At 61.9% G+C, this 16,385-nt stretch carries 12 protein-coding genes; 4 read left to right on the top strand and 8 right to left on the bottom strand.

Going from position 1 to position 16,385, the window contains the following annotated elements; translation table 11 throughout:
* Positions 1-86 precede the first annotated feature (86 nt).
* The 4 genes from AC13EY_RS05500 to AC13EY_RS05485 all read right to left on the bottom strand — a co-directional run bounded on the left by AC13EY_RS05500 (position 87) and on the right by AC13EY_RS05485 (position 4,283).
* Positions 87-1,022: an SdiA-regulated domain-containing protein gene (locus tag AC13EY_RS05500; protein ID WP_228245542.1), complete on the bottom strand. Its 936-nt coding sequence runs from the start codon at positions 1,020-1,022 to the stop codon at positions 87-89.
* A gap of 105 nt (positions 1,023-1,127) precedes the next feature.
* Entirely contained in the window at positions 1,128-2,603 is a 1,476-nt protein-coding gene (amn, locus tag AC13EY_RS05495) for an AMP nucleosidase (protein WP_228245543.1), read from the bottom strand.
* 167 nt (positions 2,604-2,770) lie between these two features.
* The gene (locus AC13EY_RS05490; protein ID WP_228245544.1) at positions 2,771-3,109 is read right to left on the bottom strand and encodes a YegP family protein; all 339 of its coding nucleotides are present in this window, start codon (positions 3,107-3,109) and stop codon (positions 2,771-2,773) included.
* 109 nt (positions 3,110-3,218) lie between these two features.
* On the bottom strand, positions 3,219-4,283 hold the full coding sequence (locus AC13EY_RS05485) for an AraC family transcriptional regulator (RefSeq protein WP_228245545.1): 1,065 nt from the start codon (positions 4,281-4,283) through the stop codon (positions 3,219-3,221).
* Between the two features lie 127 nt (positions 4,284-4,410).
* On the opposite strand from AC13EY_RS05485, the gene AC13EY_RS05480 reads away from it, so the two are divergent.
* Positions 4,411-5,319, top strand: coding sequence for a TauD/TfdA dioxygenase family protein (locus AC13EY_RS05480; RefSeq protein ID WP_228245546.1), 909 nt, complete (start codon positions 4,411-4,413; stop codon positions 5,317-5,319).
* Positions 5,316-6,089: a 2-keto-4-pentenoate hydratase gene (locus AC13EY_RS05475; RefSeq protein ID WP_228245547.1), complete on the top strand. Its 774-nt coding sequence runs from the start codon at positions 5,316-5,318 to the stop codon at positions 6,087-6,089. The genes AC13EY_RS05480 and AC13EY_RS05475 overlap by 4 nt, the downstream gene beginning before the upstream one ends.
* Positions 6,090-6,379: 290 nt before the next feature.
* Here AC13EY_RS05475 and AC13EY_RS05470 read toward each other — a convergent pair whose 3' ends face one another.
* The 3 genes from AC13EY_RS05470 to AC13EY_RS05460 all read right to left on the bottom strand — a co-directional run bounded on the left by AC13EY_RS05470 (position 6,380) and on the right by AC13EY_RS05460 (position 11,336).
* The gene (locus AC13EY_RS05470) at positions 6,380-7,390 is read right to left on the bottom strand and encodes a class 1 fructose-bisphosphatase (protein ID WP_228245548.1); all 1,011 of its coding nucleotides are present in this window, start codon (positions 7,388-7,390) and stop codon (positions 6,380-6,382) included.
* 151 nt (positions 7,391-7,541) lie between these two features.
* Positions 7,542-9,320 (bottom strand): acyl-CoA dehydrogenase C-terminal domain-containing protein, encoded by a 1,779-nt coding sequence (locus AC13EY_RS05465; protein WP_228245549.1) that lies wholly within the window; start codon positions 9,318-9,320, stop codon positions 7,542-7,544.
* Positions 9,321-9,545: 225 nt separating this feature from the next.
* Positions 9,546-11,336, bottom strand: a complete 1,791-nt coding sequence (locus AC13EY_RS05460) for an acyl-CoA dehydrogenase C-terminal domain-containing protein (protein WP_228245550.1) — start codon at positions 11,334-11,336, stop codon at positions 9,546-9,548.
* 187 nt (positions 11,337-11,523) lie between these two features.
* Between AC13EY_RS05460 and selO the strand changes: the two genes are divergently transcribed.
* Complete coding sequence (selO, locus tag AC13EY_RS05455; protein WP_228245551.1) at positions 11,524-12,948, top strand: protein adenylyltransferase SelO; 1,425 nt, start codon at positions 11,524-11,526, stop codon at positions 12,946-12,948.
* 131 nt (positions 12,949-13,079) lie between these two features.
* The gene (locus AC13EY_RS05450) at positions 13,080-14,867 is read left to right on the top strand and encodes an SLC13 family permease (RefSeq protein WP_228245552.1); all 1,788 of its coding nucleotides are present in this window, start codon (positions 13,080-13,082) and stop codon (positions 14,865-14,867) included.
* 221 nt (positions 14,868-15,088) lie between these two features.
* Here AC13EY_RS05450 and AC13EY_RS05445 read toward each other — a convergent pair whose 3' ends face one another.
* Positions 15,089-16,363, bottom strand: a complete 1,275-nt coding sequence (locus tag AC13EY_RS05445; protein WP_228245553.1) for a bifunctional O-acetylhomoserine aminocarboxypropyltransferase/cysteine synthase — start codon at positions 16,361-16,363, stop codon at positions 15,089-15,091.
* Positions 16,364-16,385 lie beyond the last annotated feature (22 nt).

Genomic DNA, 16,385 nt, shown 5'->3' with positions numbered 1-16,385 from the left:
GTCGCAAAGGCTACCGATGCGCTGTGAAAGCCCCGAGACAGAGCGGTTACACTCTGATCACAAGAATGTTGCATGGAGCAGCGGAGTTACCGCACGAAGCGATAGAAGAGGTTGGGCTCGCTGACGACAAACAGCTCGCCGCGGCTATCCAGCACCACGCCTTCCGGCTGTGGGATGTCGGCATCAAGGCCGCCACCAGCCCGCAGGCTGCGGCGGTCGAGAAGCGCCCCGTCAGAGCCCAGTTCAAACACCACCTGCGACTCATCACTGAGCAGCAACAGGTGGCCGCTGTCAGGCTCGACGGTGATGGCGGAAAGGTCTTTTGACACACCGGCGGCATCGACCCAGGCACTCAGATCCCGGATATCGAGTTGCAGATTTCCAGCCAGGGTGGGACGCAGGCCGCTGATGCGGTAGAGCTGCTGGGCGTCACGTTCCTTGACCACGTAAATCAGATCACGCCGGTGGTCGTAAGCGGCACCTTCAAAACCCTTGTTGTCATCCGACAAGGCCAGTCCCAGCGTCAGTTGCCGCGCCTGATCACGCCTGATCGGGGCAGGATGCGCGGGAAGACGGACCACATTCAACCGCTGCACCCGCTCTTCAACAATCAACAGCAGCCCGTCGCCCAGCCAGGCCAGATCTTCCGGGTCCTCGAAGCCGATCAGTGGATAGAGGCCAAGCAGCCGGCCCTGTCGGTCAAGGGCCAGTACCTGAACAGGGCCCGCGTTGGTGATCGCCAGCAGCCGGTCGTTATCGGCATCGTGGGTGATGCCGGACAGGTCATTGCCGATGCCGGCAATGACCTGTGCCTGATGCTTCACCCGGTAATCCGCAAGCCCGAACACGCCGCGCCCGTCGCTGATCGCCGCACCGCTGAAGCGGAATCCGGTCAACTCGACCAGCGTGTATCGCCACGCAAAGACTGCCGCCATCACACTCGCGGCAAGCAGCAGTAACAGCAGGCGTTGCGGCCAGCGTCTGCGCCTGAGCGGCCCGCCCCATTCAAGCGTGCCCGACATGGGGACGCCCCTTGCTGTTATGCCGCTTCATCCAACCTGCTCCTGTTCGCTGTCGGACCGATACTAGGCGACAGCGGTGACAGGGCAGTGACAGTGCAGTGCTGGCTAGCGGAACGGCGGCTCGTCGAAACTGCGCAGCTTGCGCGAATGCAGCGAATCGAGCTGGCTGCGCATCAGCTCCAGCGCATGAATGCCGATATGCAGATGCTGGGTCACGGCGCGCTCGTAAAAGGCGCCCGCCGCGCCCGGCAGCTTGATCTCGCTGTGCAGTGGCTTGTCCGATACACACAGCAAGGTGCCGTAGGGCACCCGCAGACGGTAACCCTGAGCCGCGATGGTGCCGCTCTCCATGTCGACCGCAATCGCCCGCGCCAGATTGATCAGTGGCCGTTCCTGGGCCCAGCGCAGTTCCCAGTTGCGGTCGTCATAGGTCAGCACCGTGCCGGTGCGCAGACGGCGCTTGAGGTCATCGCCCTGCTCGCCCGTCACGTCGGCTGCCGCCTGCTGCAGCGCCTGTTGCACCTCGGCCAGCGCCGGCAGCGGAATGTTCGGTGGCAGCACCCGGTCGAGGATACCGTCGCGGCGCATGTAGGCATGCGCCAGCACATAGTCGCCGATGGTCTGCGACTGACGCAGGCCGCCACAGTGGCCGATCATCAGCCAGCAGTGCGGCCGCAGCACGGCCAGATGGTCGGTGATGTTCTTGGCGTTGGACGGGCCCACGCCGATATTGACCAGGGTGATGCCTTCGCTTGGGCTATTGCCCTGCAGGTGATAGGCCGGCATCTGGAACCGGTGCCAGACCACCGACTCGATGATCGCCTGCATCTCACCTTCGGACATGCCGCGTTCAACCACCACGTTACCGGGCAGCACCATGCGCTGGAAGCGCGAGTCGGCCTGCAGCATGTTCAGCCCGTGGCGGATGAACTGATCCACGTAGCGGTGATAGTTGGTCAGCAGAATCCACGGCTGTACATGCCGCCAGTCGCTGCCGGTGTAATGCACCAGACGGCGCAGCGAAAAGTCGGTGCGGGCGGCGTCAAACAACGCCAGCGGCAGCGGGTCCTGGTTCTCCCAGTCATACAGCCCATCAGCGGTGCCATCGTTGGCGGCGGACAGGTCGGTACTCGGGAACACCCGCGCCAGCTCGGCAGCGGTCACGCCCGAGGCGCCCAGTTCGTCACCCTGCTCGACCACATACGGATAGGGAATATTGGCCTGACTCGGGCCCACTTCCACAGTGACGGTAAAGTCGGACATCAGTGGCCGCAGCTGATCCAGCAGGTAGGTACGGAAGGCGTCCGGCTGGGTCACGGTTACCGCGTAGGTGCCGGGCACCTGTACCTTGGCGTAGGCGCGCACACTGCTCGGCACTTCACCCTGGCAGTGATAGGTGAGCCGCAGCTCAGGGTAGCGGAACGCGCAGTGCGCGGCACTTGGCGGAGTGCGATCCTTGAGGTACTGCTTGAGAGCGCTGCGCAGCGCATTGGTGGCCTGCTGGTAAAGCATGGCCAGGCGGTCGACCGCCGCTTCCGCGGAATCGACCTTTACAAAATCGTCAGGACAAACTTGATTCACGAGGTGCCTCTGGGTTGTTCACGTGCCCCCATATTGCGCCCTCAGTGCGGTCTGCAACAAGCGATGGCCGCACATTCCGGCCAGTCACTCTGACAACAGCGGGCACAACCGGGCCAGCCTGCCGGACAGGGCGCGTCAAGCAGGCAAGGGCAAAAACGAGGCCAAGCTCAGCTGCCGGTCTTGTCCTTGATGACGTCGCTGGTGCCGTTGCTCTTGACCGACTCGATGCCCTTCTCGCAGCTGGCCGCCGCGGAGTACATCTGGCTGGTGCCGATCACCTGATGATTGGCCGCCTTGAGATTGAAGAAATGGCGTCCGTCCTTTGCCTCCTTGCGCTCATAGCGCCCATCCTCCGTGCAATTTTTCTGTACTGACGCGATGCCGTTCTCGGCGCTGGCGCGGGTCTTGTACAGCTCACTGGTGAGGATGGTTTCAGCGTTTCCCGCCTTGAGGACAAAGCGGAACTGCCCGTCCGTGCTGTTGCTCAATTCATACCAACCGGCCATATGAAGCACTCCTTATCCAACGTCGGTGGACTAGCTGCGCATCCGCCCGGATGCGGACGACCTGGTCAGTATAGACAGGAAATACGTACTGTCTCGCAATCGAGACCTATCAATATTGCCGAGACGGAATAACTGCCGGCGTAGACGGTTCAAGCCCCAGCGCTGCTGCCCGCTGAGCGGCACGCCAGTGCGACGGCGAGACGCCGGTCCAGCGCTTGAAGGCACGGGAAAAGCTGGCCGCTTCGCTGTAGCCCAACTGCACGGCAATGGCATCCAGCACGAGGTCACTGTCGCCCAGCAGGCGTTCAGCCAGGCGCGCGCGCACCCGCTCATCGAGCTGGCGAAAGGGTTGTCCCTCGGCCGCCAGCCGGCGATGCAGCGAACGCTCGGATATACCCAGCGCCGCCGCCACCTCGACGGCGGCGGGAGGTTCACCCGAATGGCTGATCAGCACCTGAAGAACCTGCCGCGCGAACGGCGACACCACGTCTTCAAGCCCATCACACAGTTGCCGGCACAGGGCCGCACAGGCATTGCGGGTAAGCTCGTTGGCGAGCGGCAGGGCGCTGGTCAGGTCCGCGTCCGCAATCAGTACTGCGTTACTGGCAGCACCCATTACCACCGGGCATTCGAAGTAGGTTTCGTAACACTCGGCGGTGGCAGGGCGCGACAGCGCCAGCTCCACCCGAACCGGCACAAAGGGGCGCTGCAGCAACTCACCGAAGATGCGCTTCCAGACTGCCAGCCCGCGCTCGGCAACCATATCCTGTGCATCCGGCGGCAGTACCTTGTGGTCCAGGCTCATGCGCACGCCACCGTCAAAGGGCTGCAACTGAATCGGACAGATCGACAGCGTCAGTTCACGAAACTGGGTACTGACCACCAGTGCCTCATGCAGATTGCGACAGGCCAGCATGGTGTAGCCGAGCAGCCCCAGACTGGTCAGTTGATAACGACTGCCCACCAGCAGCCCGAGACCGGGTTCCGGCGCCAGCGCCACCAGATTGCGGATCACGACCAGTTCCTGCCAGCGCTGTATCCTGGCCCCGGCACTCAGCACGCCCTCGTCCAGCCCGCTGCCCTGCAGACACGCTTCAACGGAACAGCCAAGACTGCGCGCGGTGTTCAGCAGATGGCGCACGTTGGTGGCATCACGTACTTCACGCCAGTTCATACAACCTCGTGGCAGTTATTATCATGTCATGGCAGAAATTATCATGGATAGCCACCGCGCACAGGCGCAATCTTGCCTGGCAGAACAAAAACATCAACAACAAGACAGACCACTGCAGGTGACAGCCATGCCCGAGTTCTTCTACACCACGGCGAAAAATAATCAGGCCCGCTCCAGCAACCATTTCCGCACCGTACCGGTGGCCGGCTCACTGGGTGCAGACATCTACGACATCGACCTCAACAACCTCAGTGACGCCGGACAGGCCGATCTGCGCCAGGCACTGATGGACCATGGCGTGCTGTTCATCCGCGACCAGAACCTGAGCGTCGAGCAGCTCGAAGCCGTGACGCTGCGTTTCGGCAAGTTCGGCAAGGAACCCTATGTGCAGCCGATGGCCGATCATCCGCATGTGGTGCATGTGCTCAAGGAAGCCGGCGAAGGCAGCCCATTCGTGTTCGGCGGCGCCTGGCACAGCGACTGGTCATTCCAGGAGCGGCCGCCGGCCTTCACCCTGCTGTACGGCCACGATGTGCCGGAAAGCGGCGGCGACACCCTGTTCAACAACATGTACCTGGCCTGCGAGTGGCTGTCTCCCACCCTGCGCAATCTGCTGCGCCAGCTCGACGGCATCCACACTCCCGAGTTCGGTTACGGCCCGAAGGCCGTACACAACGCCGGCATCGAGAACATGCAGATCCGCTTCGGCGAAAACGTCGATGAAGATGTCCGCACCCATCCGATGATCATTCGCCACCCGGAAACCGGCCGCGAGGTACTGTTCGCCAATCCGGCCTATACCCTCGGCATCGCCGGCATGAAGCCGGAGGAGTCACGCCCGCTGCTCGACTACCTGTTCAGCGTCGCCGCCGCCCCGGCCTTTACTTGCCGCATGCGCTGGACGCCGGGCACACTGGCGATCTGGGACAACCGCTGCGTCTGGCATCAGCCCATTTCGGACTACTTCGGCAAGCGCCGCGAGATGTTCCGCACCACGGTTGTCGGCGAAAAACCGAGCCGGGGAGAAACGGCATGAGTCATATAGAACAGGCCGCAGAGGCGCTGCTGGAAGCCCGCAGCAGCGGAATGCCGCGCGGCTCGATCGCCACCGAGTATGCCCTGACCGACCTGGCGTCCGCCTACGCGGTACAACACGCGCTGATCGCCCGCCAGCTGAACGGCGCGCGGCCGGCCGGTTACAAGCTGGGGCTGACCGACGCCCGGGCCCGAGCGGCACTCGGCGTCGCCGAACCGCTGCGCGGCGTGCTGCTGGCGGCCAACGAATATAACGACGGCGCCACCCTGCGCCACGCTGACTTTATCGCGCCGCGACTGGAGGTTGAGGTTGCGATGCGCCTGGCTCGCGATATCGAAGATCCTCTGGCCGATCGCGCCGAACTGATCGCGGCGCTCGAAGGTGTGATGCCCGCGCTGGAGGTTTGCGACTCAGCCTATGAGGGCTGGCCGAAGTCTCTGGCTGATGCGGTAGCCGACAACCTGTCCTTTGGTGCCCACGTGCTGGGCCAGTGCGTTGCAGCAGACAGCGTGCAGCTGGATGACCTGCCGGTGGCTCTGACGCTCAACGGCGAAAAGGTGGGCAGCGGAAACACCGGCAGCAGCATGGGCAACCCGTTGGATGCAGCCCTGTGGCTGATCAATCAAATGGTCACTGCCGGGCAGCACCTGCGCAACGGTGACGTCATCATGACCGGCGCGCTGGCGGGCATGCAGCCGGTTGCTGCCGGCGATCTGGCCGAAGTAGAGATGGGCACGCTGGGCAGTTTGAGCTGTCGTTTCAGCGGCTGAGCGGTGCAACGGGGGGTACGTGCTGACGTATCCCCGGACAAATCGCAGGCAAGAAAAAACCCCGCCGAGGCGAGGTTTTGCAGAAAGGATCCTGATCATCCCTAATGTGTTGTGCCTCCGAGGCACCGTCCCTGTTCCCTGTTGTTCTGGTCGCTTCCTGCGATGCTCCTAGCGCTTTTGATACTACGCAGCATCGCAGGGTGTGCCCATAGGCCAACGCCAGCACAAAGCGTAAGCAAATGCTTACATCGGGTCATCAGGCCCCGACCAGGTCGGCGGCCTGACCCGGCTCAGCCCTGGTGATAGCCGGTAACCCGCTCAACTTCTTCCTTCGAGCCGAGGAACACGGCAACCCGCTGGTGCAGGGACTCCGGCTGAATATCGAGAATACGCTGATTGCCGTTGGTCGCGGCGCCACCGGCCTGCTCGATCAGCATCGACATCGGGTTGGCCTCGTACATCAGGCGCAGTTTGCCCGGCTTCTCCGGCTCGCGGCCATCGCGCGGGTACATGAATACGCCGCCACGGGTAAGAATGCGGTGCACATCGGCGACCATGGAGGCAATCCAGCGCATGTTGTAGTTCTTGTTCAGCGGCCCCTCGACGCCTGCCAGCAGTTCGTCAACATAGCGCTTGACCGGTGCTTCCCAGTGACGCTGATTGGACATGTTGATTGCGAACTCGGCGGTACTGGTCGGCACCTTGAGATTTTCGTGAGTCAGGAAGAAGCTGCCCATCTCCCGATCCAGAGTAAAGCCCATGACGCCATCGCCCAGGGTCAGCACCAGCATGGTCTGCGGGCCATAGATGGCGTAACCGGCAGCCACCTGCTCGGTACCCGGCTGCAGGAAGGCGTGCTCATCGAGGCTGCCGGTCTGCTCGACATACTTGTCAGGGCAACGCAGCACGGAAAAGATGGTACCGACCGAGACGTTCACGTCGATATTACTGGAGCCATCCAGCGGATCGAACACCAGCAGGTAGGCACCTTTGGGATACTGCCCCGGAATCTGATAGGCATTGTCCATTTCCTCGGACGCCATGCCGGCCAGGTGGCCGCCCCACTCGTTGGCCTCCAGCAGGATTTCATTCGAGATCACATCAAGCTTTTTCTGCACTTCACCCTGGACGTTCTCGGTACCCATGCTGCCCAGCACACCACCAAGGGCACCCTTGGATACGGCATGGCTGATTTCCTTACAGGCGCGCGCCACCACCTCGATGAGGAAACGCAGGTCGGCGGGGGTATTGTGACTGCGCGTCTGTTCGATCAGGTAGCGGCTGAGAGATACACGGGACATGAGCAAGCTCCGGGGAGAGAAAAGTAAAATCGCGCACAGTTTACCCGCTCCGGCAGCGCTTCGCCTCCTGAATAGGTCCGACGACAGCAACAATGCCGCGCAGAAACGAAAAAGCCCCGCCGAAGCGGGGCCTTTCGTGGCACGATCCGAGTTAGAACTGATCAGCTGTAAGCAGATACAGTGCATCACTGCCCGCCTTGACCGACGAGGTCAGCGAGTGGATACGCGGCAACAGACGGGCGAAGTAGAAACGCGCAGTGCCCAGCTTGCTCACGTAGAACTCGTCTTCCGCCTGCTTGGCCATGGCGGTACGCGCCATCAGTGCCCACATGTAGGCATAGGCGGTGTAACCGAAGGCCTGCAGATACTCGACCGAGGCCGCGCCGATTTCATTCGGGTTACCCTTCGACTGCTCGATAACCCAGGCGGTGAGTTCGTCGAGGTTGCCGATGGCCGCTTCCAGCGGGCCGGTGAACTCGGACAGAGAAGCATCTGCACTGGCAATGAAGGCTTTGACCTCGTCGCTGAAGTGCTTGTAGAACGCCCCACCGCTGCCGACGATCTTGCGGCCCATCAGGTCCAGCGACTGGATTCCGTTGGTACCTTCGTAAATCTGGGTGATACGGCAGTCGCGGATCAGCTGTTCCTGACCCCACTCACGGATAAAGCCGTGGCCGCCGAAGATCTGCTGGCCGTGCACTGTGGTTTCCAGCCCCATGTCGGTGAGGAATGCCTTGGCAACCGGCGTCAGCAGTGCAACCAGTTCCTCGGCGCGCTTGCGGGTAGCCGCATCCTCGCTGTACTTGGCGGTATCGAGCTGCATGGCAACGTAGCTGGAGAAGGCGCGACCGCCTTCATTCAGCGCTTTCATGGTCAGCAGCATGCGACGCACGTCCGGGTGAACGATGATCGGGTCGGCAGCCTTGTCCTTGTTGACCGGGCCGGTCGGCGCACGGCTCTGCAGACGATCACGGGCGTACTCGATGGCATTCTGGTAGGAGCGCTCACCCAGCGACAGGCCCTGAATGCCTACACCCAGGCGCTCGTAGTTCATCATGGTGAACATCGCATTGAGGCCCTTGTTCGGCTCGTCGACAATCCAGCCGGTAGCGCCGTCGAAGTTCATCACACAGGTGGCAGAGGCCTTGATGCCCATCTTGTGCTCGATGGAGCCGCAGGACAGGGAGTTCCTCTCACCCAGCGAACCATCGTCATTGACCATGACCTTGGGCACCAGGAACAGCGAAATACCCTTCGGGCCAGCCGGTGCGTCAGGCAGCTTGGCCAGTACCAGGTGAATGATGTTCTCGGTCAGATCGTGTTCACCACCGGTGATGAAGATCTTGGTACCGGAAATCTTGTAGCTGCCGTCAGCCTGCGGCTCGGCCTTGGTGCGAATGATGCCGAGGTCGGTGCCGCAGTGCGGCTCGGTCAGGCACATGGAGCCTGCCCAGGTACCGGCATACATATTCGGCAGGTACTTTTCCTTCAGCTCTTCGCTGGCGTGGTTGAGGATCGACAGGCAGGCACCGGAGGTCAGCATCGGATACAGACCGAAAGACAGGTTGGCCGAGTTGACCATTTCCTCGACCTGGGCACCGATGACCTTGGGCATGCCCATGCCACCAAACTCGGGCGCCCCGCTGACACCAACCCAGCCGCCTTCGGCGTAGGTCTTGTAGGCTTCCCGGAAGCCGGCCGGCGTCGTTACGGCGCCATTGTTCCAGGAGCATCCTTCCTCGTCGCCACTGCGATTCAGCGGTGCGACCACACCACCGGTTACCTTGCCGGCTTCTTCCAGAATCGCGGCTGCGGTGTCTTCGTCAACAATCTCGGCAAGACCGGGCAGCTCGGCCCAGAGCTTGGAGATCTCGAAGACCTCGTTGAGAACGAAGCGCATGTCGCGCAGGGGAGCTTTATAGTCGGCCATGGATATCTCCTCATGATTCAGTGCCGGGATATACCGGCGCAGGCGGGAGATTGTATATCGACAACAAAAAAACCTGTAGCGTCTTTTTATGACTTTTTATTATTGATTGGTCACCATAAGCAACATCAGCAGATCAGGGTCAGACGTGCCAAGCATTACCCAAAGCCTGCACGCCAGACAATAAAAAACCCCGGCAAGCCGGGGTTTCCTGGACCAACGGATGGATCAGAACTGCTCGACAGCAATATCCATCAGAGTAGAGGCACCGGCACTCAGCGCCTCGGCGTGCGCCTGGGCGCGCGGCAGCAGACGCTGGTAGTAGAACGCCTGGGTCGCCAGCTTGCCCTTGTAGAAGTCGACCTCGGTGGTGCCGGCATCCAGCTTGGCCTGAGCGACCAGTGCCATCTTCAACCAGAAGTAGGCGTGCACAACGTAGCCGGAGAACGCCAGGTAATCAACGGACGCTGCGCCCACTTCCTCGGGGTTCTGCATCGCCTTCATACCAACGGCGGTAGTCAGCTCGCCCCACTGGGTGTTGAGCTGGGCCAGTTTCTTGGCGTACTCGCCAAAGGTGGCGTTGCCTTCCACTTCCTTGCACAGCAGGTGAACCTGCTTGGTGAAGGTTTTCAGCAACTTGCCCTGGCTACCCAGCACCTTGCGACCGAGCAGGTCGAGGGCCTGAATGCCGTTGGTGCCTTCATAGATCTGGGCGATACGGCAATCACGCACCTGCTGCTCCTGCCCCCACTCACGGATGAATCCGTGACCGCCGAAGATCTGCTGACCCAGCAGGGTCGCCTCCAGACCGGTGTCGGTCATAAAGGCTTTGCAGATCGGCGTCAGAAACGCCAGCTGGGCCTCGGCATCGGCGCGAGCTTCTTCTTCGGCGGCATAATGCGCCTGATCCAGCAGCTTGGCAGTGTGGTAAGCCAGCGCGCGGTTACCTTCGTTGAACGCTTTCATGGTCAGCAGCATGCGACGCACGTCCGGGTGAACGATGATCGGGTCAGCCGCTTTTTCCGGGGCAGCCGGGCCTTTGAGCGAACGCATCTGCAGGCGGTCCTTGGCATAGGCCAGAGCCGACTGATAGGACGCTTCACCGTGACACAGCCCCTGCATGCCGGTACCCAGACGGGCGTGGTTCATCATGGTGAACATGCAGTTCAGACCCTTGTTGATGTCGCCGATCAAAAAGCCGGTAGCATCGTCAAAGTTCATGACGCAGGTAGCGGAGGCCTTGATGCCCATTTTGTGTTCGATGGAGCCGCAGATCAGGCTGTTGCGCTCGCCCACTTCGCCGTTGGCGTCCGGCAGGAACTTGGGCACGATGAACAGCGAGATACCCTTGGTGCCAGCCGGGGCATCAGGCAACTTGGCCAGGACCAGGTGGACGATGTTTTCGGCCATGTCGTGCTCGCCGCACGAAATGAAGATCTTGGTACCGGTGACCTTGTAGGTGCCGTCAGCCTGCGGCACGGCGCGGGTCTTGATCAGGCCCAGGTCGGTGCCGCAATGCGGCTCGGTCAGACACATGGTGCCGGTCCAGGTGCCGGGGGTCAGCTTGCTCAGGTACAGGTCTTTCTGCGCCTGGGTACCGTGCGCTGCAATCGCCGCAGCACAGCCGTGGGACAGGCCCGGGTACATGCTGAACGAGTAGTTGGCCGAGGCAACCATCTCGCTGATGATCAGACCCAGCGAGGACGGCAGACCCTGTCCACCGTATTCCGGCGATGCGGTCATCGAGCCCCAGCCGTTCTCGCAGTAGGCCTGATAGGCTTCCTTGAAGCCCTTCGGAGTGGTAACCACACCATTTTCGATATGGCAGCCTTCTTCGTCCCCGCTGCGGTTGAGTGGAGACAGCACCTGGTTGGTGAACTTGGCGCCCTCTTCGAGGATCGCGCTGACCAGATCAGGGGTGGCATCTTCCAGACCATAGGCAGCATAGCTGCCGGTCATGTCCAGCAGTTCATCCATGACGAAGCGCATATCGCGCAAGGGGGCGTTATATTCAGGCATGTCGACTCTCCAGGGGGCGCCAGACAGAACTGGCAGCATGGTTTCATACAGGTGTTTGAACACTAGGGATGCCCGTCCCTGTGGTCAAGGTTTTGGCTCGTCCATTACCCCGCCTGATGGAGAGCCATAACACCGGAAGCATCCTGCTGTAGCATGGGCACTGCATCCATTGCTTCGGGAACCCGCTGTGTCCACTCTGGCCGATCTGCACTTTGACAACCGCTTCGCCGCACTGGGCGATACCTTCTCCAGCAAGGTCCTGCCCGACCCATTGCACAACCCGCGACTGGTGGTATGCAGCGAGGATGCCTTGCGGCTGCTCGATCTGGATCCGGCCGAAGCAAGAGACCCGCTGTTCATCGAGCTGTTCTCGGGCCACAAGCTGTGGAGCAGCGCCGAACCACGGGCAATGATCTATTCCGGCCACCAGTTCGGCGCCTACAACCCGCAGCTTGGCGATGGCCGCGGCCTGCTGCTGGGCGAGGCGGTAAACCAGGCCGGCGAGCATTGGGATCTGCACCTCAAGGGTGCCGGCAGCACGCCCTACTCGCGCATGGGCGACGGCCGTGCGGTACTGCGCTCGTCGATCCGCGAGTTCCTCGCCAGCGAGGCGCTGCATGCACTTGGCATCCCCAGCAGCCGCGCCCTGTGTGTGACCGTCGGCGACAACCCGGTCTACCGCGAACGGGAAGAGCGTGGCGCCATGCTGCTGCGCCTGGCGCGCTCGCATATTCGCTTCGGCCACTTCGAGTACTTTTATTACACCCGCAAACACAACGAGCTGCGCCAGTTGCTCGATTTCACCCTCGACACCTGCTACCCCGACTGCCGCAACCAGCCGGAACCCGAGCTGGCGATGTTTCGCAGTGTGCTCCAGCGCACTGCCGAGATGATCGCCCACTGGCAAGCCTGGGGTTTCTGTCACGGGGTGATGAACACCGACAATATGTCGATTCTGGGCATTACCTTCGACTTCGGCCCTTACGCCTTCCTCGACGCCTTCGATGCACGGCATGTCTGCAACCACTCCGACCACGAAGGCCGCTATGCCTTCCATCGGCAGCCGATGATCGCGCAGTGGAATCTCGCCTGTCTGGCTCAGGCGCTGACGCCGTTTATTGCGGTCGATACGCTGAAAGCCGAGCTGGCGCAGTTCATGCCGACCTTCGAGCAGCACTATCTGACGCTGATGCGCCGACGACTCGGCTGGGGCGACGCCCACCCGGAAGACGTCGAGCAACTGGACGCACTGCTGCAACTGATGCAAACCAGTGGCGCCGATTACCACCTGACCCTGCGCAAGCTGGCCGAAGACAACCCGTTGGTGCGTGATCAGTTCATCGACCGCAGCGCTTTCGACAACTGGTATCGCGAGCACCAGCGCCGTTGCCAGGCCAGCCCGGCCGCGCGCCAGGCCGCCAACACGCTGTATGTGCTGCGCAACTATCTGGCGCAGAACGCCATCGCCGCCGCCGAACAGGATGACTTCGATGAAGTACGTCGCCTGCACCACATCCTGCGCCGGCCGTTCGAGCCACAGCCCGGTGCCGATGCCTATGCGGCGACGCCGCCGGACTGGGGCAGGCATCTGGAAATCAGCTGTTCATCCTGAGCCTCGCTTATTCCTTGCAAGCATATAAAAATCAGTTTTTGTGCTTGGACAAATATAGCGCCACCTCTTAATGTGACGCCCTGCAAGGGTCCAAGCATGGACCCGATACCTCACGAGAGAGTTCGGTACCGATGAGCTGGGATTCACTGCCACTGATTGGCGTGGCACTGCTGTTGTGCTGGGTGTTCTACGCGTTCGCACGGGAAAGGTTCAGCCCCGACGTGGTGGTCGGCATCGCCGTTGCCGTGCTGCTGGTCAGCCAATTGCTGAGCCCGGCCGAGGTAATGGGTGTGTTGTCGAACAGCGCGCCCATTACCATCGCCTGCATGTTTATTCTGTCTGCCGCGCTGGAGCGCACCGGTTGCGTTGAAACCCTGGGCAACTGGCTCGCGCGCATGGGCGGGGGCAGCCAGTGGCGCACCCTGTTCAGCCTGATGATGACCGCCCTGCTGCTGTCGACCTTTATCAACAATACCCCGGTGGTCGCGATTCTCACGCCGGTCGCCATCGCGCTGGCCACCGGAATTGGCAGCAAGCCTTCAAAAATGCTGATCCCGCTGTCCTACGCCACCATTTTTGGCGGCACCATGACCATGATCGGCACCTCGACCAACATTCTGGTCGACGGTGTAGCCCGGCAAATGGGCATGGAGCCCTTCGGCATGTTCGACATTACCCTGCCCGGCCTGATTCTGGCCGGTATCGGTATGGCCTTCGTGCTGCTGATTGGTCACCGCCTGCTGCCGGAACGCGAGAGCCTGTCGCGCCAGCTGCGCCCGGATCAGTCCCGTACGTTCATGACCGAGCTGCTGGTACCGCACGACTCGCCGGTGATTGGCCAGACCATCAGCCAGGCCAACCTGAACGGCAACAGCGGTATCCGGGTGCTGAAAATCTTCCGTGGCGACGACGAACTGTCGACCCCGCTCAACGACACCCGGCTGCTGGCCGGCGACCGGCTGGTGCTGCATGCCGGCATGCGCGACTTCGTCGAGCTGCGCCAGAACGGCCTGCTGGCGATCAACCGCCCGGACAGCTTCGAGACCATCTCGACCCGCGACGTATTGCTGGCCGAGGCCATCGTCGGCCGTAACTCACGCTACAGCCACCGTCCGATGCGCGACCTCAACCTGACTGCGCGCTACGGTATTCACGTGCTGGCAGTGCATCGCCATAACGAGAATATCCAGGACAACCTGGACGACTTCGAGCTGCAATTCGGCGACGTCATGCTGGTCGAAGGTACTCCCGCACAGATCAAGAAGTTTGCCGACAACGGCGAGCTGATCAGCCTCAACTCGGTACAGGAACGCGCCTACCGCCGCGACAAGGCGCCGATTGCCATCGCCGCCGTGCTGGCCGTGATGGTGCTGGCCGCCTTCAAGGTCATGCCGATCGAGGGGCTGGCAATGATCGCCGCCGCACTGGTAGTTGCCACCGGCTGCCTGGATACCGAGGACGCCTACAAGGCCATCGACTGGCGCATCCTGACCCTGATCTTCGGTATGCTGGCGATCAGCATCGCAATGAACAAGGTCGGCCTGGTCGACACCGTAGTCAGCCACGTCATGACCCTGGCACCGCTGCTTGGCCCGCTGTTCATGCTGTCGTTCATCTACCTGCTGACCTCGGTGCTTACCGAAGTCGTCAGCAACAACGCGGTCGCTGTACTGGTTACCCCGATTGCCATTGGTGTAGCCCAGCAACTCGGTGCCGACCCGACGCCCTTTGTGGTCGCCGTGATGTTCGCTGCCAGCGCCAGCTTCGCCACCCCGATCGGCTACCAGACCAACACCTTCGTCTACAGCGCCGGTGGCTACCGGTTCGCCGACTTTATGCGTATCGGCGTACCGCTGAACCTGATCATGTGGGCAGCCGGCTCGCTGATCATTCCGCTCGTCTGGCCGCTGTTTCCCTAGCGCGCAGGCGCGCGCGAGCTGCAAGCTGCAAGCTGCAAGGCGGATGGCCGCCCCCTGCAAGCGCAGTCAGGATGAATTGGCCTACAGGCAGTCAAACGCTTTTTAGCATTCAGGGTGCTATCCCAACCAAAAGAAAACCCGCGCGATTCAACACCGCGCGGGTTTTGCTTGTGGCTTATGGCTTGCCGCTTGCGGCTCAGCTCCCGCAAAGCGGGAGGTGACTAAAGCGAAGCGTCGAGCGCCTGCGACAGGTCGGCCAGGATGTCGTCGATATGTTCGATACCGATCGACAGGCGCACCATGTCACGCGGCACGCCGGCCTTGGCCAGCTCCTCGTCGTTCAGCTGACGGTGGGTAGTGGAGGCCGGGTGGCAGGCCAGTGACTTGGCGTCGCCGATATTGACCAGTCGCACCACCAGGTTGAGCGCGTCGATAAAGCGCGCGCCGGCTTCCTGCCCGCCTTTGATCCCGAACGACAGTACCGACGCCGGCTTGCCGCCCATATAGCGTTTGGCGAGGGCGTGCTCGGGGTGATCTTCCAGCCCGGCGTACTGTACCCAGGCGACCTGCGGGTGATTCTTCAGGAACGCGGCCACCGCCATCGCGTTGTCGCAGTGGCGCTCCATGCGCAGCGCCAGCGTTTCCAGCCCCTGCAGGATCATGAAGGCGTTGAACGGCGACAGCGCCGCGCCCATGTTGCGCAGCGGCACAACGCGGCAGCGACCAATGAAGGCGGCCGGGCCGAAGGCCTCGGTATAGACCACGCCGTGATAGGACGGGTCGGCGGTATTGAGCAGCGGGAAACGTTCCGCGTTCTCGGCCCACGGGAAACAGCCACCATCGACAACGATGCCGCCCAGAGTGGTACCGTGACCACCCATGTATTTGGTCAGCGAGTGGACCACGATGTCCGCGCCGTGCTCAAACGGGCGGCACAGTGCCGGTGTGGCCACGGTGTTATCGACGATCAGCGGGACGCCGTGGCGGTGAGCCGCGTCGGCCAGCGCCTGAATGTCGATGACGTTACCGGACGGGTTGCCGATGGATTCGCAGAACACCGCCTTGGTGCGCGCGTCGATCAGGCTTTCCAGTGCGGCGATGTCGTCGTGGGCGGCAAAGCGGGTCTCGATGCCCTGACGCGGCAGAGTGTGGGCAAACAGGTTGTAGGTGCCGCCATACAGCTTGGCCACCGACACGATATTGTCGCCGGCTTCGGCCAGCGTCTGGATCGCATAGGTAATCGCGGCCATACCGGAGGCCACCGCCAGCGCACCCACGCCGCCCTCGAGCGCGGCAACCCGCTGCTCCAGCACATCGTTGGTCGGGTTCATGATGCGGCTGTAGATGTTGCCAGGCACCTTCAGGTCGAACAGGTCGGCACCGTGCTGGGTGTTGTCAAAGGAGTACGAGGTGGTCTGATAGATCGGCACGGCCACCGCGTGGGTGTTCGGGTCTGGGGTATAGCCGGCGTGAATGGCGAGCGTTTCAAGCTTCATTGCGCTGTCCTTGTTATCGAGT

Source organism: Halopseudomonas sp. L-58 (assembly GCF_056859475.1).
The sequence above is the reverse complement of the archived record's forward strand: the minus strand, read 5'-3'. Positions and strand labels throughout refer to the sequence as shown.

Excerpts from the sequence above, each read along its gene's own strand:
- AC13EY_RS05490 (WP_228245544.1), bottom strand. The coding sequence starts at position 3,109 with ATGGCCGGTTGGTATGAATTGAGCAACAGCACGGACGGGCAGTTCCGC.
- AC13EY_RS05500 (WP_228245542.1), bottom strand. The coding sequence starts at position 1,022 with ATGTCGGGCACGCTTGAATGGGGCGGGCCGCTCAGGCGCAGACGCTGG.
- AC13EY_RS05475 (WP_228245547.1), top strand. The coding sequence starts at position 5,316 with ATGAGTCATATAGAACAGGCCGCAGAGGCGCTGCTGGAAGCCCGCAGC.
- AC13EY_RS05445 (WP_228245553.1), bottom strand. The coding sequence starts at position 16,363 with ATGAAGCTTGAAACGCTCGCCATTCACGCCGGCTATACCCCAGACCCG.
- AC13EY_RS05460 (WP_228245550.1), bottom strand. The coding sequence starts at position 11,336 with ATGCCTGAATATAACGCCCCCTTGCGCGATATGCGCTTCGTCATGGAT.
- AC13EY_RS05480 (WP_228245546.1), top strand. The coding sequence starts at position 4,411 with ATGCCCGAGTTCTTCTACACCACGGCGAAAAATAATCAGGCCCGCTCC.
- AC13EY_RS05450 (WP_228245552.1), top strand. The coding sequence starts at position 13,080 with ATGAGCTGGGATTCACTGCCACTGATTGGCGTGGCACTGCTGTTGTGC.
- AC13EY_RS05470 (WP_228245548.1), bottom strand. The coding sequence starts at position 7,390 with ATGTCCCGTGTATCTCTCAGCCGCTACCTGATCGAACAGACGCGCAGT.
- AC13EY_RS05465 (WP_228245549.1), bottom strand. The coding sequence starts at position 9,320 with ATGGCCGACTATAAAGCTCCCCTGCGCGACATGCGCTTCGTTCTCAAC.
- AC13EY_RS05485 (WP_228245545.1), bottom strand. The coding sequence starts at position 4,283 with ATGAACTGGCGTGAAGTACGTGATGCCACCAACGTGCGCCATCTGCTG.